The sequence below is a fragment of the Mesorhizobium sp. WSM4821 genome (assembly GCF_055901555.1).
In genome coordinates, this window is sequence record NZ_CM148371.1 from 3,912,762 (window position 1) to 3,929,822 (window position 17,061).

Sequence of the window (17,061 nt, forward strand, 5' to 3'; positions counted from 1 at the left end):
CGGGCCCGCCACACATTCCGCGTCGGCCGGCAATCGAGATCTAGGCAATATGCGGGACCTCTACAGGCGCTATTTCGCTCATCTGGGCGAGGAACAAAAAGGCACCCCATTCGATGACCTCCGTTTTTCGGAGCGAGGTGTGAGGTCCGCTGCGTCAAATGCCGTGGGAGGGTCGCGGTACCGCGAGGCCGAGATCGTCAGCAGTTGGCCGGCGGGCCGTTCACGGCGAACAGATCTTCAAATCGGCCTGAGTTGGCGGGACGCCTTTTCGTTCATCGAGAGACCTCGCCTGAGGTCATGCTGATCGCCACCACCGATCTGGTAAGCGACCGCCGGCCCAGTATAAACCTTCCGTAGCCGGGCCAAGACTGAAAAAGCCCAACAATCGTGCGCTGACGACCGCCTATGGTCGCCGCAGTCTGACGCCTGGGTGATTGCCATTGGTAAACTCCACGCCTTCGGCCTCAAGAACGGCGCGAATCTTCCCATGGGTTTCTGCAGAGACGATCGGGCCGTTCTTACTGTCGCTTTCGCAGCGCTTAATTGTCGGAACAGAGACACCAGCCCGGCGGGCAAGCTCCGCCTGGGCGATACCGATCAACGCGCGGGCCGCCCGCATCTGTCCTGCTGTCACCAAAGTCTATTGATCCCTTTAGATCATTCCTGTATGATCCAAAGGTATCAGTGATACCCTTGGGCCGACGGTCCGAGGTGCGGCTAGACGCGGTGTTGGCGCACCGTGCCTAGCCTGACCACAATCTAAGCTGATTGGAGCTCGGATCATGGGTGATTCCGACAATACCACGACTCTGCCTTTCGTCACTCGCAGGCGAGTGCTTGCGGGTGGAATGATCACGTCCACCGCTGTGGCGCTTGAGAAAAGCGCGCTTGCCGGCATAGCGGCTGCAAGGAATTTCCCTCTCGACCCTGCGCTGGCGCTTTGGCGGGAATGGGAGACAGCCCACAAGCTGACCGAGCGGCTTTGCCGCAGGCAGCAGCGGCTCAAGATGAGGCTTGTCGAGAGCGTCGGCTTTGCCTGCGTGACCGTCCGCCTGCCCGCGGGTGATGACGTGACGATCCACTCAATCGAGGCGCTCAATGAAGTGCTTGGCAAAGAGCCGAATATGGCGGCTCTCCGCGAGACGGCCGAAGCCCAATTCGCGGCGCATCAGGCACGCTGGGATGCGGCTGCCGAGGAGACCGGTTACAGCGCAGCACTGAGGGGCGAGCGCGAGGCTGGCGATAGGGCACAGGATCTGCTGGAAGCGTTCTCGACCACGCCCGCCACGACTCTCGCCGGTGTGGCGGGCAAGCTCGATGCCGTGTTGCGCGAGGGCGAGGCGTGGGAGGAAGGCTCCGAGTTCCCCTGGCCGCAAATCTGCTCGGCGCTCAGCGATCTGGTGCGCATCGCCCAGCAGACGGTGCCGAAACCGTTCTTTCACGACCAGCAGCGTCCCAGGCACAGCAGGCGGCGGGCTGGCTGCTGTTTCCGCGCGTGAAGACAAAGAAGGAGGCGAGATATGAGGATCCATCCAACCCATCCTCCGGCTTCAGCCGAAAAACCCTCAACTGGCAGCGAAGCGTCTGCCGTCCGTCACCCTTCAACCGCCAGCGCGTTGGCTACGTCGAACGCTGTTGTGGCATCTCCCCATCTGGCGGCGAGCGATCCCGATCTGCTGGACACCCTCAACCGCGACGCCGCCTTGGAGCAATGGACTGTGCCTGAAGCTGCAGAGGCAGCGAAAGCCTTTTGGGGAAAGACAGCCGCGACCACAATCGCCTGGCATGCCTTCTCGGCCCATTGCGACGGGCGGACTCAGGAGTACCGGTTCTGGTTTCGGGTATTTGCCCATCTTAAAGCGGGTTCGCCCGATACCGAAGCGAAAGCAGCGTCCGGGAAGGCTCGTCAACACTCTTCCCGATAGATGGGGAGATTATGTCCGGCGAAAGAACTGCCTGCTTGTCGAGAGAAAGCCCGTCAAGGCCAGCGCCGCTTCGCGGAGGCGCGTGCAGCGCCAGCCGCACCGATCACAGAAGATGCTGGCGAACGGGACTGCCCTCAATTCTTGGATCGCGGACGGCGCCTCGCCAAGACCGTTTCATCGGACATGACGATTCCTTATGGGTGGCCAAGCGCAAGGCAGTGGGAAGCGCAGAAGCGGAAAGCCGCCTTATCGAGGGAACTTTGCTCCTCATACCGAGTCGTCGGGTGCTGAGATCAGAGCGATCCCGCCAAGTTAATCCCGCCCGATCAGGACGTTCGCTTCCTGCACTTCTGCGACTTGTGGCGTCACGGGTGCAGAATTAATGACGTAGGTGTTCGAGGTCAGGTCGCTAGTAGATCGGATGATGATACCGTCGTCTCTTAATCGGGCAAACGTTGCCCTTGCGATACGCATTGGCTTGCCGTTGGCATCTGCGGCGGTGACCTTGTTCGACCAGGGAACGTGAGTGATGGTGTCAACGCGTGTGAGAAAGCGCTTTTCCTTCTCTGTCAGCTCGATCACGCCCGTTCCTCCGTATCATTTGGCAGCGTTTGGTTGGCCGGTAACGCCGATGATGCGACTCCGTTCCAAGTACCCACGACACCAAAACCATGGTGGGGAGCTAGCTGGTCCGCCGGGCTTGCTTATCCGCTGAAGCACCCACGAGGGCGAAGAAATCAGCATTTGCTCGCGAGGCATTCCTTCACCTCATTGAAGCGCGCCGATTGGGATCGCCGCCCGGTTGAATGCCAGGCATCCTGACCCGAGGCAGCGTGGCGCCAGGATATTTCCAGACCAAGGAACTGGCCGCCGCAGCCTGTCAAGATGCAGCGCTGCGGGCTATCAGAACGGACGGACGACTGACCGAGCCAACCGACGATCTTGCGTGCTTCTCCCTCAGCCTCGTCGAGCGGCGCAAAATATCCCGGTGGGAGATGGTTGGTGGATCCCCATTCGGAGTCCGGGTGACCGAGGTCTGGATCTGAAGGAATGATTTCCTGTCCTCTCCATTGCAAGCGTGGTGCGCCGAATAAAGCATCAGCGGTGCGGCAGGCGAGGGTAGAGGCATCGGGCGCGACCCCACTCGACTCCGTGCCTGAAGGTCATGTGTGATGCGAAGGCCGACCCAGGCAGGCGTGATGAAAGCGGCAGCTCCCTATGTCCATCCAAAACTGGCTGGGCGCGATGGCGGACCGATCCAGACCATCGACCTCACAAAGCTGAGCGGTGCTGGTCATGAAGGATCTGCGGCCAATCCCGCCGGCTGGAATGTTGGTGGCTTTCGTGGTGGCTTAAAACACCGCGAGGTATTTCAGCAGTGAAACGATGCCGATGATGATCACGATAACCCGGGCGATCTGGCGGGTACGACCGTCAAGCGGCAATCGGTTTACGAGATACAACACCAGAATGATGACAAGGAAGGTGATCAGAATACCGATCAAGGGTGTGCTGGCCATTGTCCCTCACTGACATGAAAATGCAGAAATAAGCCAGCAACACCGCGTTGCGTGGCAAGTTCCCCATGCTCAAGCGCCTATCACCTCGCGCACGATTCGAACAGCTTGTCTCCACTTACGAGGGGATCCTTCGTGCTGCCTGGATCGAGGCGATCGACGACATTCAGTCCGATACAGTCCTCCGCCGGGTTGTGGAGCGCTTGTGGCAATGAACCTCGACGAGTCGGCTTTCCAACCGCGGGATGAGGCAATCAGGCAGGCGTTCAATGGCGGCGGCGTTGCCACCGTCGAGCAAATGCCGGCGCTTCGCTCCCCGAGCGGATTTCAGATCGTGGTAGGCTGGGATGCCCGCAATGTGGCCGCAGAGGCTTGGCTGCGCGACCACTCGCCGGCCCTGATCCGCAATATAGTTGCCGACCATTCGCGCTGCCCTTTCTGAGGGCCTCGCCAAGGCAGCGATCCGACAAAAGGCCGCATTGGAGGTGGTCGGGCGGGTCAACAGGGTGACTGGCGCAGGGAAGGCGTGGTGATCGGGCTCACCACGGTTCATAGCGACTATGTTGCCCGAGCCCGCTATGAACTGCTCTCCGGCGAGCCCGACCGATTGAGGGCCTATCTGAATAGGCGGCGACGCGACAAACGGTTCGATCGCACAATCACAGCTGCGATCCGAGATGGTAAACCAATCCCTACCAAGCTAGTGGCGAGGATCGTAGACCCGTGGGTGCGCTGCTGGACTATCCGTTCCCGAAATTTGGCTCTCCTCGAGGCATGCGCCTAAGAACATGCACAGGCTAGGGTGCCCCGTGGCGTCTGTTCTTGGGTCTCTGCAAGAGAGCCATCGCATGCATGTCCCTCTCCATCTGTCATTATTCTACCGCTCATCGCCTTCGCTTCGATCGTGACCATTACTCTTCAATCTCACACAGGAACCCCGACACCACAGCCATGCAGCGGTCCTTCTCCTCAATATGCGGCATGTGGCTGGAGTTTTCGAACACCACCGCACGGCAACCAGGCACGCGCTCGACATAGGGCCGGACAACTTCCGCCGTTGCCTCGTCGAACCTGCCGGAGATCAGCAGGGTCGGCGCGTCGATGAGCGGCAGGCGATCCTCGATCGTCCAGTCCTTCAGCGTTCCGATCACATGGAATTCCGTCGGACCGTTCATGTTGCGATAGACCGTATTATCCTCGTCCATGATCGCGAAAGTACGCGCCACCTCAGGCGGCCATGGCACGACACGGCAGACATGGCGATCGTAGAAGACGCGCGACGCGGCGATGTAGGCGGGGTCGGTGATAGTCCCGGCGTCTTCATGCCGCTGCAGCGTTTCCTGCACGTTCTGCGGCAGGCCACGACGCAACCGGTTTGCCTCGGCAACCCAGGTTCGCATACTGGCCGGCGAATTGGCAATCACCAGCGCCTTCAGGCCCGGCGGTCGGCGCACCGCATGCTCGGCCCCGAGCATGCCTCCCCAGGATTGGCCCAGCAGTGCGTAGCGCTCGCTGATGCCAAGATGGTGAAGCAGGTTGCCGAGTTCGTCGATGAACAGAGACACCGTCCAGAAGTCGGCGCCCTTTTCCGGCAGCCGAGTGGAATTGCCGTTGCCGACCTGGTCGTAGTGAACGACCGCGCGGCCGTCGAGGGTGGCGATATCCTTGAAAGAATCGACATAATCGTGAGTGCAGCCCGGTCCCCCATGCACAACCACGAGCGGCAGCCTGGACGAGTGCAACTGGCCGGTGACACGATACCAGGTGCGATAAGCGCCGAACGGTGCATGGGCTTCTACCGTTTCCAATGCGGTCACCTGCGCCTCCTTCGATGCGGGCCGATTTTAGCGCGGTTGCCAAACGCTCGGCAGCTATCACAACTGATAGGTCACATTGGGGAAGGGTAAGGCTGTTCAGTGCTCCAGCAGCCGGTAGTGCGAGGCCCTAACCACCGCTTGAGTGCGGTTCCTAGCGCCGAGCTTTTTCGCCGCGCTGTTAAGATGCAGCACCACCGTCGGTACGGCCCTGTTGATGATGCGCGCGATTTCCTTGGCTGAAAGCCCTTGCGCGGAATAACGCAGGCATTCGCGCTCTCGCTCGGTCAGTCGCGCCGCGCCCGCTGAGCGCATGGAGTCGTCGTCAAACAGCGAGAAGGCGGCTTCGTGAAAGACGTGCGCGAGCAGGCTGAAGTCCGCAATATGGCGCAACGCATCCTGTTCGTCGCCCGCTCGTCGGCCGAAGCGCACTGCCGTGACCGTCGCGTAGTCGCCGTGCGGCATGTGGATCGGCACTGTGACGCCGCTCAAAACTTCCCGCTCGCGCAGGTAGCGCGCGACCGGAGCTGTCTCCTCGGTCAAAAAACACTTGATGCGGGTCTCGGCATCTACATCGTAGCTCCAGAAGAACGGAGCAGATGTGCGCGTCGCCAGGATCTGCACCGGGTCTATGCGGAAATAGCCGCGGACGCACCAGTAGTCGTGCATGTCCTCGGCCATGTTTCGTAGCTTGAGCAGCGATGGAATATTGAGGCTTCCGTCGAGGTCGAACGGCACCGGCGTGTAGTCGTAGACCAGGCCGTCGAAGCCGAGCTCCTTTGCCCTCTGATAAATCTCGTCGACCTGGCCTTCCAAGCTATCTTGGCTGTCGAAGCGCTGCCGCAACGGTGAGATTTCGTCGAGCATGCTCCGCTCCAACAATCCAGAACCGAACGAACCTATCACTTCTTATAGCTGTCGTAGACCCGCCATTCCGCTAAAATTTAATCATGCTCAAATATTGAGCAAATTCGCCAGGAGCACCCGGCATGTGGCGCGAGATGACGCCGGACGACCGCATTGAAGTGACCGTCGACGGTTTTCGCGTGGTCGCCTACAGCTTCGGCAGCGGAAGCGAAACCGTGTTTTGCCTGAACGGCGGGCCCGGCTTGCCGTGCGACTATCTGCGCGAGTCGCATTCGTGCCTGGTGGATCAGGGTTATCGCGTCGTGGCCTTCGATCAGCTCGGCACCGGCGCATCGGAAAGACCCGAGGACGCCACGCTATGGACGATCAGCCGCTATGTCGAGGAGACCGAAACCGTGCGCAAGGCGCTCGGCCTTGGCAGGGTTCATATGCTCGGCCACTCCTGGGGCGGCTGGTTGGCGATCGAATATGCGCTGAGCTATCACGACAATCTGCGCACGCTCATTCTCGAGGACACGGTAGCGGACATGCCGCATCTGATCGTCGAGCTGGAGCGGCTACGCGCCGCGCTCGGCTCTGAAACGGTGGCGATGATGCAGAAACACGAGGCGCAGGGCACGTTTGACCATCCCGAATACGCTGCCGCCGTGACCATTCTCAATTACCGCCATGTCTGCCGGTTGCCCCACTGGCCGGCGCCGGTGCGGCGATCGCTCGACGATTGGAACATGGGTCCCTACGCCACCATGCAAGGTCCCAATGAATTTCTCTACGTCGGCAACCTGAAGGACTGGAACCGGGTGCCCGACCTGCCCAAGATCACCGTTCCTGTGCTGATCACGCATGGCGAATATGACGAACTGACGCCCGCCTGCGGCCTGCGCATGAAGCTGGGCCTGCCCAATGCCGAGCTCAGGATCATCGCAAACGCCAGCCACATGCCTTTCTACGAGAACCCGGAGGTGTATTATCCTATTCTGACCGAATTCCTGTCGAGGCACAGGACCGGCCGATGTATCTGAAACCGCTGCCTCGCGACTTGCGCAGGAGAGCCTCGAGCAGCCATGCACCGGTATAGGTTCGTTCTCTACCGCCCCCTCCAGTTCCTGCCGGTGCTGCTAGGCATCAGCATCATCACCTTCGTGCTCGTCCGCCTCATCCCCGGCGATCCTGCACGCGTCCTGCTCGGCTCACGCGCCACACCGGCGGCCATCGCCAACATTCGCGCTCAATATGGCCTCGATGAGCCGCTTTGGGTGCAGTACTTCTACTTCATCGGCAATCTCGGCCAGGGAGAGATGGGCAAGTCGATCCTCTACAAAATCGACGTGCTGCGGCTGATCGCGACGCGGCTGGAACCGACTCTTGCGCTCGTGCTATCGAGCGTGGTGCTGTCGATCCTGATTGCCGTGCCGCTGGCGGCGCTCGCGGCGCGGCACCGGACACGCCTCCCCGATCACGCCGTCCGCATCGTCTCCACGCTCGGCATCGGCTTTCCGCCGTTCTGGCTGGCGTTGATGTTGATCATCCTGTTCAGCGTCAGGCTCGGCATCTTTCCCGTGTCTGGTTACAGCGGCAACCTCACCGACAAACTCTACCATCTCGCTTTGCCGAGCCTAACGGTCGCCTTGTCGCTCTCTGCAGTCCTGACCCGCAGCCTTCGCGCGGCGATGGTACAGGCGCTCGAATCCGACGTCGCCACCGCGGCGCGAGCGCGCGGCATGCCGGAGAGTATCGTGTTCTGGCGTCATGTCCTGCCCAACTCGCTGGTGCCGACGGTCAATCTTCTCGCCGTCAACATCGGCTGGCTGATCGGCGGAACGGTGGTGGTCGAGAGTGTCTTCGCGCTGCCAGGCTTGGGGCAATTGCTTGTGCGCGCGATATTCTCGCGCGATTACATGGTCGTGCAGGGCGTCGCCATGGTGTTCGCCTGCGCGACGGTGCTGGTGAACTTCCTGGCCGACATCATCACCGTCGCCGTCGATCCGCGGGTGAAGCTGTGATCCGGCAATCGGCGCTCTCGTTTCCGTTGTCATGGCGCCGGCTGTTCGGCGGACGAGGCACGCTCGCCGCCGGAATGGCCGTGCTCGGCCTGTTCCTCGTGCTGGCGGTGTTTGCACCTTTCATCGCGCCGTACGACCCGATCTTCCAGGATGCCGCAGCGCGGCTGCATGCTCCCTCGCCAGCACACCCGCTGGGCACCGACAATTTCGGCCGCGACATTCTTTCCCGCGTCATCTGGGGTGCGCGCATCGACCTGCAAATCGCGGTGATCGGCGTGGTGTTCCCTTTCATCATAGGCACCACTTTGGGAACCATCGCCGGCTTCTTCGGCGGCATTGTCGATGTCATCTTCATGAGAGTGGTCGACGTCGTACTTGCCTTCCCGTTCCTCGTCCTGATGTTGTCGATCATCGCCATTCTGGGACCGGGCCTCGGCAGTTTCTATATCGCCATGGCGCTGGTGGGCTGGGTATCCTATGCGCGGCTCGTCCGCGCGCAGATCCTTGTGCTGAAGAACAGCGACTACGCCGTCGCCGCTATCAGCCTCGGCTTCAGCCGCAGCCGCGTCATGTTCCGCCATTTGCTGCCCAATGCGGCGGCAGGCTCGCTCGTCTTTGTCATGTCTGACGCGGTGCTGGTGCTGCTCAACGGCGCTGCAATCAGCTATCTCGGGCTTGGTGTGCAGCCGCCCGTCGCCGAATGGGGCGTCATGGTCGCTGACGGGCAATCATTCATCTCCACGGCCTGGTGGATCACTTTGTTCCCGGGCCTTTCCATCGTGCTGTTGGCATTCGGCTTCAGCCTGCTGGGCGACGCGTTGGCTGACCTGATGGGCGTGCACGAATGAGTGCGCCGCTGCTCTGCGTCCGCGACCTCAGCGTCGCCGTGCAGGATGGCGCAGGGCCTCGCGTTCTGCTCGACCGGATTTCGCTCGAGCTCGGCGCTGGCGACGTGTTGGGCCTGGTTGGCGAGAGCGGTTCGGGCAAGAGCCTGTTGTGCCGTGCTTTGGTACGGCTGCTGCCGTCGCCGAAGCTCCAAATCACCGGCGGCGCCGTCTTTCTCGAAGGCCGCGATCTTGTCACTGCCGACGAGCGCGAAATGCTGAAAGTACGCGGCGGCGAGATCGGCATGATCTTCCAGAACCCGACCAGCCATCTCGATCCGGTTATGCGTGTCGGCGACCAGATCGCAGAAGGCATCCGCTACCACCAGGGCCTTAGCCAGCGCGCCGCCCGCGCTGCCGCCGTCGAGATCCTGGCGCAGGTCGGCTTTGCTGACCCAAATCGCCAGTACAATGGCTATCCGCACGAATTCTCCGGCGGCATGCGCCAGCGCGCGATGATCGGCGTCGCATTGTCCAGCAATCCGAAGATTCTGATCGCCGACGAACCGACCACCGCCCTCGACGTCACGATTCAGGCACAGATCCTGCGGCTGCTGCTCGACATTCGCGACCGGCGCGGCCTGACGGTCATCCTGATCAGCCACGACCTCGGCGTCGTGGCGCAAACCTGCGATCGCATCGCCGTGATGCGGAATGGCGAACTGGTGGAACAGGGCGACAAGCGCTCGCTGCTGGCTGCGCCGCAGCATCCCTACACCAAGGCGTTGATCGAAAGCCATCCATCCATGCCCGGCGAAGGTGTGGCGACCGCAGCGATCGCGCAGCCCGCACCGGCGCTCAGGCCATTGCTGGAGATCGACGACCTGCATGTCCGCTTCCCCAGCGGCGCCGGCCTGTTCGCTCCCGGCCCGAAGACGATTTCGGCCGTCAAGGGCGTCAGCCTGCGCATCATGCCCGGAGAGACAGTCGGCATTGTCGGCGAATCCGGCAGCGGCAAGAGCACGCTTGCCCGCGCGATTCTCGGCCTGGCGCCGCTATCGTCCGGCCACATCAGTTTCGATGGGGCCGATCTCGGCCAAAACCGTGCCAAGGCGCTGCAAAAACTGCGGAGCGAAGCCGCAATGGTGTTCCAGGATCCGTTCAACGCACTGAACCCGCGGCTGACCATAGGCGAAACGGTGGCCGAGGTGCTGCGCGTCCACGGCAAGGCAGTAGCGGACATACCGGCGCGCATAGGCGACTTGCTCGACCTGGTCGGGTTGGAACGAGAATTCGCCGACCGCAAGCCGCGCAGCATGAGCGGCGGCCAGTGCCAGCGTGCCGGCATTGCGCGGGCGCTCGCAGTCGAGCCGCGCATGATCATCGCCGACGAATGCGTGGCCGCTCTCGACGTTACCATCCAGGCTCAGATCATCGACCTGTTTCGTGCGCTGACGACCAGGATGTCGCTGACGCTGCTGTTCATCGCGCACGATCTCGCGATCGTTCGCAATCTGTGCGAGCGGGTCATGGTCATGTATCGCGGCGAGATCGTCGAGGAAGGGCGCTGCGCCGATGTCTTTGCGCGACCCCATCATGCCTACACCGCTTCCTTGATCCGAGCGATCCCCGATATCGATCCGGACAAGCCCCTGCGCGCGGATCTCCTTTCGCCAAGTGTCGCGGAGCCCGGATCGGGTCGCATGTCCGATCAACCATCAGCAGCATTCAACTGGCAGTAAAAAAGAAGGGAACACACATGTTGAAGAAATGGATGAAAATCGGCCTGGTCACCGTCATAACCAGCCTGTCCATCGGCGCCGGCCTCGCCGAAGCGGCGGGCGTGCTTACCATCGGCCGGCGTGAGGACTCGACCACCTTCGACCCGATCAAGACGGCGCAGAACATCGACTTCTGGGTCTTCTCGAACGTCTATGACGTGCTTGTCCGCGTCGATAAGAGCGGCTCCAAGCTGGAGCCCGGCCTCGCCGAAAGCTGGACCGTGTCGGAGGACGGGCTAACCTACACGCTGAAGCTGCGCGAGGCGAAGTTTTCCGACGGATCGCTGCTCACGGCAGGCGATGCCGCTTTCAGCCTGCTGCGCATCCGCGACGACGAGGGCTCGCTGTGGAGCGATTCCTACAAGGTCATCGACACTGCCGTGGCGAGCGACAATCGCACTCTGGTCATCAAGCTGAAGACACCGTCGGCGCCTTTCCTGTCGACGCTGGCAATGCCTGGTGCATCCATCATCTCGCAGAAGGGTATGGAGACGCTCGGACCTGATACCTATGCCGAAAGTCCCATCGCCTCCGGCGCGTTCACGGTCAAGGAATGGCGGCGCGGCGACCGCGTCATACTAGAAAAGAACCCGAACTTTTGGGAAGCCGACCGTGTCAAGCTCGATGGCGTCGAGTGGATCTCTGTGCCGGATGACAACACCCGCATGCTCAACGTGCAAGCCGGCCAGCTCGATGCCGCGATCTTCGTGCCGTTCTCGCGCGTCGCGGAGTTGAAGAAGGATTCGAACCTCGTCGTCCACATGGATCCGTCGACGCGCGAGGACCATCTGCTCATCAATCATGAAAAGGGCGCGCTGGCAAAGAAGGAAGTCCGCCAGGCGCTGGATATGGCAATCGACAAGCAGGCAATTGTCGACACCGTCACCTTCGGCTTGGGGGAGGTCGCCAATTCCTTCATCCCGAAGGGCGCACTGTATCACTACGCCGAAAACCTGCAGCGTCCATTTGATCCTGAAAAGGCCAAGCAGATGCTGGCCGACGCAGGCGCCTCCGACCTCGTGCTGAACTATGTGGTGCGTGCCGGCGACGAGATCGTCGAACAGACCGCCGTCCTTTTGCAGCAGCAGTTGGCCAAGGCAGGCATCACCGTCAACATCCAGAAAGTCGACCCCAGCCAGGAATGGGACATGCTGGTCGCTGGCGACTACGACGTTGGCGTTAATTACTGGACGAACGACATTCTCGATCCGGATCAGAAGACCACCTTCGTCGTGGGGCACGACACCAACATGAACTACATGACGCGCTACAAGAACGACAAGGTGAAGGACCTCGTCACGGCAGCCCGCATCGAGATGGATCCGGCGAAGCGCGAGGCGATGTATATCGACATCCAGAAGATGGCCAAGGACGACGTCCACTGGATCGACCTCTACTACAGCCCCTACATCAATGTTTCGCGCAGCAACATCGAGAACTTCGACCAGAACCCACTTGGCCGCTTCTTCCTCGAAGACACAGTCAAGAACTGACCCGAGCTGGCGTCGCTCACAACGGCGCCAGCAACGCATAGAATGTCGGGGGGCGGGCCATGGACGAAGCCGCTCGCGCGGCACTGGCGCCCGTGACGAGGTGCAGGAATGATCTGAACGCCATTTGTAGGTTTGCGGTCCTGACTGACGATTGGAGTCTTCTCAATCATCAGACAGGAGGTTCCCATGACGAAGGAGACGCGGCGCCGGTTTGCGCCCAATGGCCGACAGCCACCGGGTTGCGCATTTCGCGACGTTCACGGCGCCTCTCAAAAGCTGCCCTTCGCGCAACGGCTCGCATCGATCATGGCGGACCTTAGAGCGGAACTGCCGGGATCAGACTCTCCCCTTCGATCCCGCCCGTTGCGCGCGGGATTTCCTATTCCGAATCGCTATGTTCGTCCCAGCCGGGCGGCCGCACGCAGGCATCAAGCTCCTCGACCGAAGGCGTGTTGGCGAACGCGAGGTTAAGCACCGGTCTGCCGCCGTTCCAGATTTGCAGCGACTTCGCCCCGCCGATCAGCTTGCGCAGGTCCGCGTCCATATAGAAGCCGATCGATCCCGGCGCCTGGCCGCCGGCGTTGCCGGCCCAGGCGGTTGCGGGGACTCTGCGCGCCGGATCTCCGGCGGAAACTTCGATCGCGTGCTCTTCGCTGTCGCTCCACGAATCGAAGGCGGTGTCGACCAAGCTAATGACCGGGTCTTCATCGCCCCGACCGATCGAGCCGCGGATCCATCTTTCCCTGGGGTCGTGCATCATCCAGTCGCAATCGACATCGCCGTGCTTGACGAAAGGAACCGCCGGCCGAGCCGGCGGCGGCCCCGGCTCGGCGACCGCGCCTCCGGTCAGGAGCATTGCAAGGGCGGACAGATATGCCGGCAGGTCCATCAAGCGCCTCCGACCCAGTACGGCGATTCCGGTCGAGGCGGCGGCTACCATTTCTGTTCCCTCCGGCGGCGGCCGCCTGGCCGCAGCCTAGCCCGAATCCAAGCCGGATGGAATTCGCCCACACTCGTATGCGCCTGCAAACGGGTATCGCGTGCCGCAGGACTCTGACGAACTGACACACTCCGCTGGCCCGCCTCGTCGCTCCTCGGCGCGATACGGGGGGAAGCATTCAGCATCGTGCTCTGCTGGCTACTTTCACCGTCGTTGTCAACAAACCCCAGCGGCGCTAAGCTCCACGCTAGGATCAGGCAATGGAAGTACCGATGTCGGAGCAGATGCACGCCAGGTTTCCCTATCAGCTTGTCGCCCTGTTCTTCATCCTTCTTCTCGCCGCGCATCCCGCCAGCGCCCAGAACCGCCCCGCTCCGACCCCGCTGTTCGACACTCCGGGCCTTGCCGCCGAGGCGTTGAACGCCATCGCCGAGCGCATCGGGCACGAGCTGCGGGTCGCGCTGGTCGACATCCGGGGCTCCGAGATGACCGTGCATGTGCAGGGCGCGCGCCCCCACCATCTCGACCAGTGGACCTGGATACGCGGCCGCGGCTTGATCATGGGCATGACGACGCAGATCCGCGGCCCAGTGGTCGCCCAGCCTCTCGTCTCCACGCTCGACCCGACGACCGTCTTCTTTCCACTCGACGGCCTGCCGCTCGACGACCTGCCCGCACTGATCGAGCGGATCTCGCCCCACGCCATGCTCGAAGAGCCAGCACTTCCGCAGTCCATTCGGATCGAGCGGCAACTCCTGCTCGTGGGCGGCACCCGCGTGGGTGACGCGCGGATCATGGTCCACTGGAACACTGGGCGGGAAAGCTCCTACGTGTACCTGAACATGGACGGCAGCATCCACACGGCCGATGTCTCGGGCACCTTTCGCGCCCGCGGCCTCGACATGGCGCGGGACGACTGGCATCTGCCGATGGCGGCGCAGGATCTCGCCTTTCTTGGCTCCCTCCGCAGCATCGTTCGAGTCGAGATCGAGCCGCGAGACATCGACGTGAGCTACATGGACCCGCAGAGCCCCAGCCAGGCCACGGGCATGCGCTGGACGCTGAACGGCCTGAGCGTCAACGCGCCGCTCATGGAGATGCCCGCCACGATGCGGCCGCCGACGGAGGATGTGTTCGCCTTCACTGATATCGACTTCGCCATGCTGCCCGCGCTCAAGGCGGCGGTGCTGGAGAAGGTGAACGAGCCCGGCACGCAGGTGCTGAAGATCGTGGCAAACCGTCCGATCACCGGCATCGGCGCGCCGCGGCTTGTCTGGACCCTTACCGTCGGCGACCCGGCGAAGCAGGGAAACTGGATCACCCGGACCGAAGGCGAGGCATGGCAGGTCGTAGCAAGCCCTGCCGGCAAGATTCTGCGGGTAATCCTTCCTCCCGGCCGCCGCCCGGCAGTGGACTGGTGGACGCCCGCCAACCTGCGCAACGTGATCGACCGGCTTGTTTCCACCTTTCCGGTCCGCCATCCCTTCCGCGAGATCGTGCTCGATCCCCAAGGCGGTAGGGCCCATGCCGTCGACGGGGGCGACCCGACGCAGTCGCGGGAATTCAGTATCACCGCGCACGAAATCTCCGTATCGTCCATTGGAGGCGGGCGCCATGGCGGGGTGGACGGGACTTGGTTCGCCCTGGATGCGCTCGATGGCTACAGCGCGGAAGTGATTTTCGACCTCGTCTCGCGCACGTTTGAGGCGGTGGGCCTGCCCGATGGCTATATATCCAGGTTGACGTTTTCGCGCGGGAACCCCTGGGTTCGGCCGCCGGAGGGGCAGGTGATGCTGGAGATACGGGTGGAGCACGGAATGCGTGGCGGCCGGCTCACCTGGCTCGCCGACGGGACGGAATTGGACCGTGTGGTGCCATGAGCTGCGGTCAGTGACCGTTCGGCCCACATCAGCACGAGGCAGTATGCCCGGCTGGTCGATGAATGGGTCGGAGCGATCGATCTGCGTCCCGAGGAATACGGCACGCATTCTCGCTTCGTCGAACCAAGGCCTCAATCATCTACAAAGCGACGGGCAATCTCCGAGCGGTGCTGATACTCCTTGGTCACACCAAGATCGAAAACACCGTAAGATATCTCGGAGTGGATATGGAAGACGCGCTCGCTCTCGCAGAGGGAACGAGATCTGACCGCAGGGCGACGGCCTCCTAGCTCACCTACTGGGCCGCCTTGGCCAGCGCCCGCGCAACGCTGGCGCGCTAACGTGACGTCTTTCAACGGCTGGCATGCGGGCTGCCTTGCCGGTCGACAGAATTGGGCGTGAGCGGCAAGGCGACCTTGGGGTGGCAAGTTGCTGCCGAGACTGCCAGCGGCGCTGAAGTGCAGGGGCTTGGTATCGTTTCGGGGGAGAACCGACCTTATGGTGCTGCACTCGTGGAAGAGAACACTATGCAGTTGACTCGGCGCACCCTTGTCTTCCTCCTGCTGCCCGATTTTTCTTTGCGGACGCTATCGTCTGCACTGGAGGCGCTGAAGCTGGCGACGAGATCGCCGGATCTCAGATCTATAGCTGGCGCATGATCTCCGCCGATGGCCAAGCCGTATCCTCCAATTGTGGCATACCTTTTACCGTCGACGCGGCACTTCATGTCGAGCGAGTACGCCCATTCGAACGCGTGTCGCTGCTGCAGAGCAGAACAGGCGGCAGCGAGGAGCGGGTTCCCATGTGGTTGGTTGCGGACTCAATGCTAAAGGGCGAGGCGAGAAGACACTTGCGGCCACTTGCGGGCCGATACCTGTTGGCAACTGAAGGTCCGCTTTAGCGCGGAATGCAAACTCGGCGCCATTGAGAGTTAGCCCCTCCTCCTCGCAAGCATTGAGAGCGAGCGCTTCGCTCGTGGTGCTGTCTCCACCCTGCACCTAGCTTACGCCAAATTCACCCATCCCACACCCAATCGGCAGGCAGCCAGCGATAGGCTGTTCCATCTTTGACAACATGACCAAGTCCCGGGAACGGGTAGTGATATCCGATTACAAGGAGTTTCTCATTTGCCGCCCTGTCGAGCAGTGTAGCGCGAGTCTTGGCGCCGAGTTCGCGATCATGGTCCCAGATGATTTGCCATTCGGGATGATCAAAGGCCACATGCACGCTTGCGATTGCATCGCCCGTCACCAGCATTGCGTCACTTCCGGAATTGATAAGCAACGACATATGACCCGGAGTATGGCCGGGGGTTGCCAAGGCGCTCACTCCTGGCGCTATGTCAGCTCCGTCTTTGACCCGCCGTATCCGATCGCCAAGTGCCGCAAATGTTTTCTGTAACCCAGGCACTCCCGCAGCTGCCCATTCGGGGACTTTCGAGGCCGCGTCGGCTGAATTCCACAGATCAAACTCGGTCTCCGAAATAACGACCTCTGCCTTTGCAAACCCTTCCGCCGCCGCTGCCTGCAATCCCCCGACGTGATCGACATGGCAGTGGGTGAGCACAATTATGTCGATGTCGGACGGTTCGACGCCGGCATTGTGCAAAGACTTGACTAGACGGCCCGCCTTTGGAGCCCAATCCGAGCCGGGCGCAATTCCAGTATCGACCAGGATCAGCTTGTCGCCCGCGTTGATCAATAGCGGCGTAGCTTGCAACTGCAAGGCGTCGCCTGCCATGTGGCGCGACTGGAAATAGGTCTTTCGTTCATTAGCATCGGCGTTGACTGCTATACTGTCCATCGGCAAATGGAAAACGCCATCACATACAGGTGCGATCCGGAAATCGCCAAAAGTGAAGCTGTACAAGCCCGCGGCTTCAGAGGGCGGGTCCAAACCGCCAATTGCGGCAGCAAATCCCCCCGAGCAGACGGAGGCTACCGTTCCTAGTGCAGTGGACGTCAAGAAACTGCGTCTGTCGAATACCAGCATCGGGTCCTCCTTTGGTGGTGTTAAC

Annotated in this window: 18 protein-coding genes and 1 pseudogene; 12 read left to right on the forward strand and 7 right to left on the reverse strand. The window is 61.7% G+C overall.

Features of this window, described 5'->3' with window-relative positions; all coding sequences use genetic code 11:
* Positions 1–403 precede the first annotated feature (403 nt).
* Positions 404–619 carry a helix-turn-helix domain-containing protein gene (locus AC0NID_RS18955; protein WP_473455679.1) on the reverse strand — a complete coding sequence of 72 codons (216 nt, stop codon included), beginning with the start codon at positions 617–619 and terminating at the stop codon, positions 404–406.
* Between the two features lie 163 nt (positions 620–782).
* On the opposite strand from AC0NID_RS18955, the gene AC0NID_RS18960 reads away from it, so the two are divergent.
* Entirely contained in the window at positions 783–1,499 is a 717-nt protein-coding gene (locus tag AC0NID_RS18960; protein WP_473455678.1) for a hypothetical protein, read from the forward strand.
* Between the two features lie 21 nt (positions 1,500–1,520).
* Complete coding sequence (locus tag AC0NID_RS18965; RefSeq protein WP_473455677.1) at positions 1,521–1,925, forward strand: hypothetical protein; 405 nt, start codon at positions 1,521–1,523, stop codon at positions 1,923–1,925.
* Between the two features lie 312 nt (positions 1,926–2,237).
* Here the strand turns inward: AC0NID_RS18965 and AC0NID_RS18970 are convergent, their stop codons facing one another.
* On the reverse strand, positions 2,238–2,507 hold the full coding sequence (locus AC0NID_RS18970) for a hypothetical protein (protein WP_473455676.1): 270 nt from the start codon (positions 2,505–2,507) through the stop codon (positions 2,238–2,240).
* 617 nt (positions 2,508–3,124) lie between these two features.
* Between AC0NID_RS18970 and AC0NID_RS18975 the strand changes: the two genes are divergently transcribed.
* Entirely contained in the window at positions 3,125–3,307 is a 183-nt protein-coding gene (locus tag AC0NID_RS18975; protein WP_473455675.1) for a hypothetical protein, read from the forward strand.
* On the opposite strand, the gene AC0NID_RS18980 is transcribed toward AC0NID_RS18975, so the two are convergent.
* Positions 3,278–3,445, reverse strand: coding sequence for a Thivi_2564 family membrane protein (locus tag AC0NID_RS18980; RefSeq protein ID WP_473455673.1), 168 nt, complete (start codon positions 3,443–3,445; stop codon positions 3,278–3,280). The genes AC0NID_RS18975 and AC0NID_RS18980 overlap by 30 nt on opposite strands.
* A gap of 208 nt (positions 3,446–3,653) precedes the next feature.
* Here AC0NID_RS18980 and AC0NID_RS18985 point away from each other — a divergent pair, with 208 nt between their 5' ends.
* Entirely contained in the window at positions 3,654–3,884 is a 231-nt protein-coding gene (locus AC0NID_RS18985) for a hypothetical protein (protein WP_473455672.1), read from the forward strand.
* A 469-nt stretch (positions 3,885–4,353) separates the two neighbouring features.
* Here the strand turns inward: AC0NID_RS18985 and AC0NID_RS18990 are convergent, their stop codons facing one another.
* Both AC0NID_RS18990 and AC0NID_RS18995 read right to left on the reverse strand, forming a co-directional pair.
* The gene (locus AC0NID_RS18990; RefSeq protein WP_473455671.1) at positions 4,354–5,259 is read right to left on the reverse strand and encodes a proline iminopeptidase-family hydrolase; all 906 of its coding nucleotides are present in this window, start codon (positions 5,257–5,259) and stop codon (positions 4,354–4,356) included.
* A 96-nt stretch (positions 5,260–5,355) separates the two neighbouring features.
* Positions 5,356–6,123 (reverse strand): LuxR family transcriptional regulator, encoded by a 768-nt coding sequence (locus tag AC0NID_RS18995; protein ID WP_145720867.1) that lies wholly within the window; start codon positions 6,121–6,123, stop codon positions 5,356–5,358.
* Positions 6,124–6,245: 122 nt separating this feature from the next.
* Here AC0NID_RS18995 and AC0NID_RS19000 point away from each other — a divergent pair, with 122 nt between their 5' ends.
* From AC0NID_RS19000 to AC0NID_RS19020, 5 genes are read left to right on the forward strand one after another with little or no spacing between them, the layout of a single operon-like run.
* The gene (locus AC0NID_RS19000; RefSeq protein ID WP_473455669.1) at positions 6,246–7,145 is read left to right on the forward strand and encodes a proline iminopeptidase-family hydrolase; all 900 of its coding nucleotides are present in this window, start codon (positions 6,246–6,248) and stop codon (positions 7,143–7,145) included.
* Between the two features lie 42 nt (positions 7,146–7,187).
* Positions 7,188–8,126: an ABC transporter permease gene (locus AC0NID_RS19005; RefSeq protein WP_473455667.1), complete on the forward strand. Its 939-nt coding sequence runs from the start codon at positions 7,188–7,190 to the stop codon at positions 8,124–8,126.
* Positions 8,123–8,974, forward strand: coding sequence for an ABC transporter permease (locus AC0NID_RS19010; RefSeq protein WP_473455666.1), 852 nt, complete (start codon positions 8,123–8,125; stop codon positions 8,972–8,974). The genes AC0NID_RS19005 and AC0NID_RS19010 overlap by 4 nt, the downstream gene beginning before the upstream one ends.
* Complete coding sequence (locus tag AC0NID_RS19015) at positions 8,971–10,692, forward strand: dipeptide ABC transporter ATP-binding protein (RefSeq protein WP_473455665.1); 1,722 nt, start codon at positions 8,971–8,973, stop codon at positions 10,690–10,692. Before AC0NID_RS19010 ends, AC0NID_RS19015 begins: the two co-directional genes overlap by 4 nt.
* Positions 10,693–10,709: 17 nt before the next feature.
* Positions 10,710–12,224 (forward strand): ABC transporter substrate-binding protein, encoded by a 1,515-nt coding sequence (locus AC0NID_RS19020; protein WP_473455664.1) that lies wholly within the window; start codon positions 10,710–10,712, stop codon positions 12,222–12,224.
* Positions 12,225–12,603: 379 nt separating this feature from the next.
* Here the strand turns inward: AC0NID_RS19020 and AC0NID_RS19025 are convergent, their stop codons facing one another.
* The gene (locus tag AC0NID_RS19025) at positions 12,604–13,113 is read right to left on the reverse strand and encodes a hypothetical protein (RefSeq protein WP_473455663.1); all 510 of its coding nucleotides are present in this window, start codon (positions 13,111–13,113) and stop codon (positions 12,604–12,606) included.
* Positions 13,114–13,436: 323 nt separating this feature from the next.
* Here AC0NID_RS19025 and AC0NID_RS19030 point away from each other — a divergent pair, with 323 nt between their 5' ends.
* The 3 genes and pseudogenes from AC0NID_RS19030 to AC0NID_RS19040 all read left to right on the forward strand — a co-directional run bounded on the left by AC0NID_RS19030 (position 13,437) and on the right by AC0NID_RS19040 (position 15,703).
* The gene (locus AC0NID_RS19030; protein ID WP_473455662.1) at positions 13,437–15,044 is read left to right on the forward strand and encodes a hypothetical protein; all 1,608 of its coding nucleotides are present in this window, start codon (positions 13,437–13,439) and stop codon (positions 15,042–15,044) included.
* A gap of 12 nt (positions 15,045–15,056) precedes the next feature.
* Positions 15,057–15,334 (forward strand): annotated as a pseudogene (locus AC0NID_RS19035) (tyrosine-type recombinase/integrase); the annotation flags it as partial.
* Between the two features lie 108 nt (positions 15,335–15,442).
* Positions 15,443–15,703, forward strand: a complete 261-nt coding sequence (locus AC0NID_RS19040) for a hypothetical protein (protein WP_473455661.1) — start codon at positions 15,443–15,445, stop codon at positions 15,701–15,703.
* A gap of 355 nt (positions 15,704–16,058) precedes the next feature.
* Here AC0NID_RS19040 and AC0NID_RS19045 read toward each other — a convergent pair whose 3' ends face one another.
* Positions 16,059–17,036 carry an MBL fold metallo-hydrolase gene (locus AC0NID_RS19045; RefSeq protein WP_473455660.1) on the reverse strand — a complete coding sequence of 326 codons (978 nt, stop codon included), beginning with the start codon at positions 17,034–17,036 and terminating at the stop codon, positions 16,059–16,061.
* Between the last annotated feature and the right edge of the window lie 25 nt (positions 17,037–17,061).

Excerpts from the sequence above, each read along its gene's own strand:
- AC0NID_RS19015 (WP_473455665.1), top strand. The coding sequence starts at position 8,971 with ATGAGTGCGCCGCTGCTCTGCGTCCGCGACCTCAGCGTCGCCGTGCAG.
- AC0NID_RS19045 (WP_473455660.1), bottom strand. The coding sequence starts at position 17,036 with ATGCTGGTATTCGACAGACGCAGTTTCTTGACGTCCACTGCACTAGGA.
- AC0NID_RS19030 (WP_473455662.1), top strand. The coding sequence starts at position 13,437 with ATGTCGGAGCAGATGCACGCCAGGTTTCCCTATCAGCTTGTCGCCCTG.
- AC0NID_RS18980 (WP_473455673.1), bottom strand. The coding sequence starts at position 3,445 with ATGGCCAGCACACCCTTGATCGGTATTCTGATCACCTTCCTTGTCATC.
- AC0NID_RS18995 (WP_145720867.1), bottom strand. The coding sequence starts at position 6,123 with ATGCTCGACGAAATCTCACCGTTGCGGCAGCGCTTCGACAGCCAAGAT.
- AC0NID_RS19005 (WP_473455667.1), top strand. The coding sequence starts at position 7,188 with ATGCACCGGTATAGGTTCGTTCTCTACCGCCCCCTCCAGTTCCTGCCG.
- AC0NID_RS18975 (WP_473455675.1), top strand. The coding sequence starts at position 3,125 with ATGAAAGCGGCAGCTCCCTATGTCCATCCAAAACTGGCTGGGCGCGAT.
- AC0NID_RS18985 (WP_473455672.1), top strand. The coding sequence starts at position 3,654 with ATGAACCTCGACGAGTCGGCTTTCCAACCGCGGGATGAGGCAATCAGG.
- AC0NID_RS19020 (WP_473455664.1), top strand. The coding sequence starts at position 10,710 with ATGTTGAAGAAATGGATGAAAATCGGCCTGGTCACCGTCATAACCAGC.
- AC0NID_RS18960 (WP_473455678.1), top strand. The coding sequence starts at position 783 with ATGGGTGATTCCGACAATACCACGACTCTGCCTTTCGTCACTCGCAGG.
- AC0NID_RS18965 (WP_473455677.1), top strand. The coding sequence starts at position 1,521 with ATGAGGATCCATCCAACCCATCCTCCGGCTTCAGCCGAAAAACCCTCA.
- AC0NID_RS18955 (WP_473455679.1), bottom strand. The coding sequence starts at position 619 with ATGCGGGCGGCCCGCGCGTTGATCGGTATCGCCCAGGCGGAGCTTGCC.
- AC0NID_RS19000 (WP_473455669.1), top strand. The coding sequence starts at position 6,246 with ATGTGGCGCGAGATGACGCCGGACGACCGCATTGAAGTGACCGTCGAC.
- AC0NID_RS19025 (WP_473455663.1), bottom strand. The coding sequence starts at position 13,113 with ATGGACCTGCCGGCATATCTGTCCGCCCTTGCAATGCTCCTGACCGGA.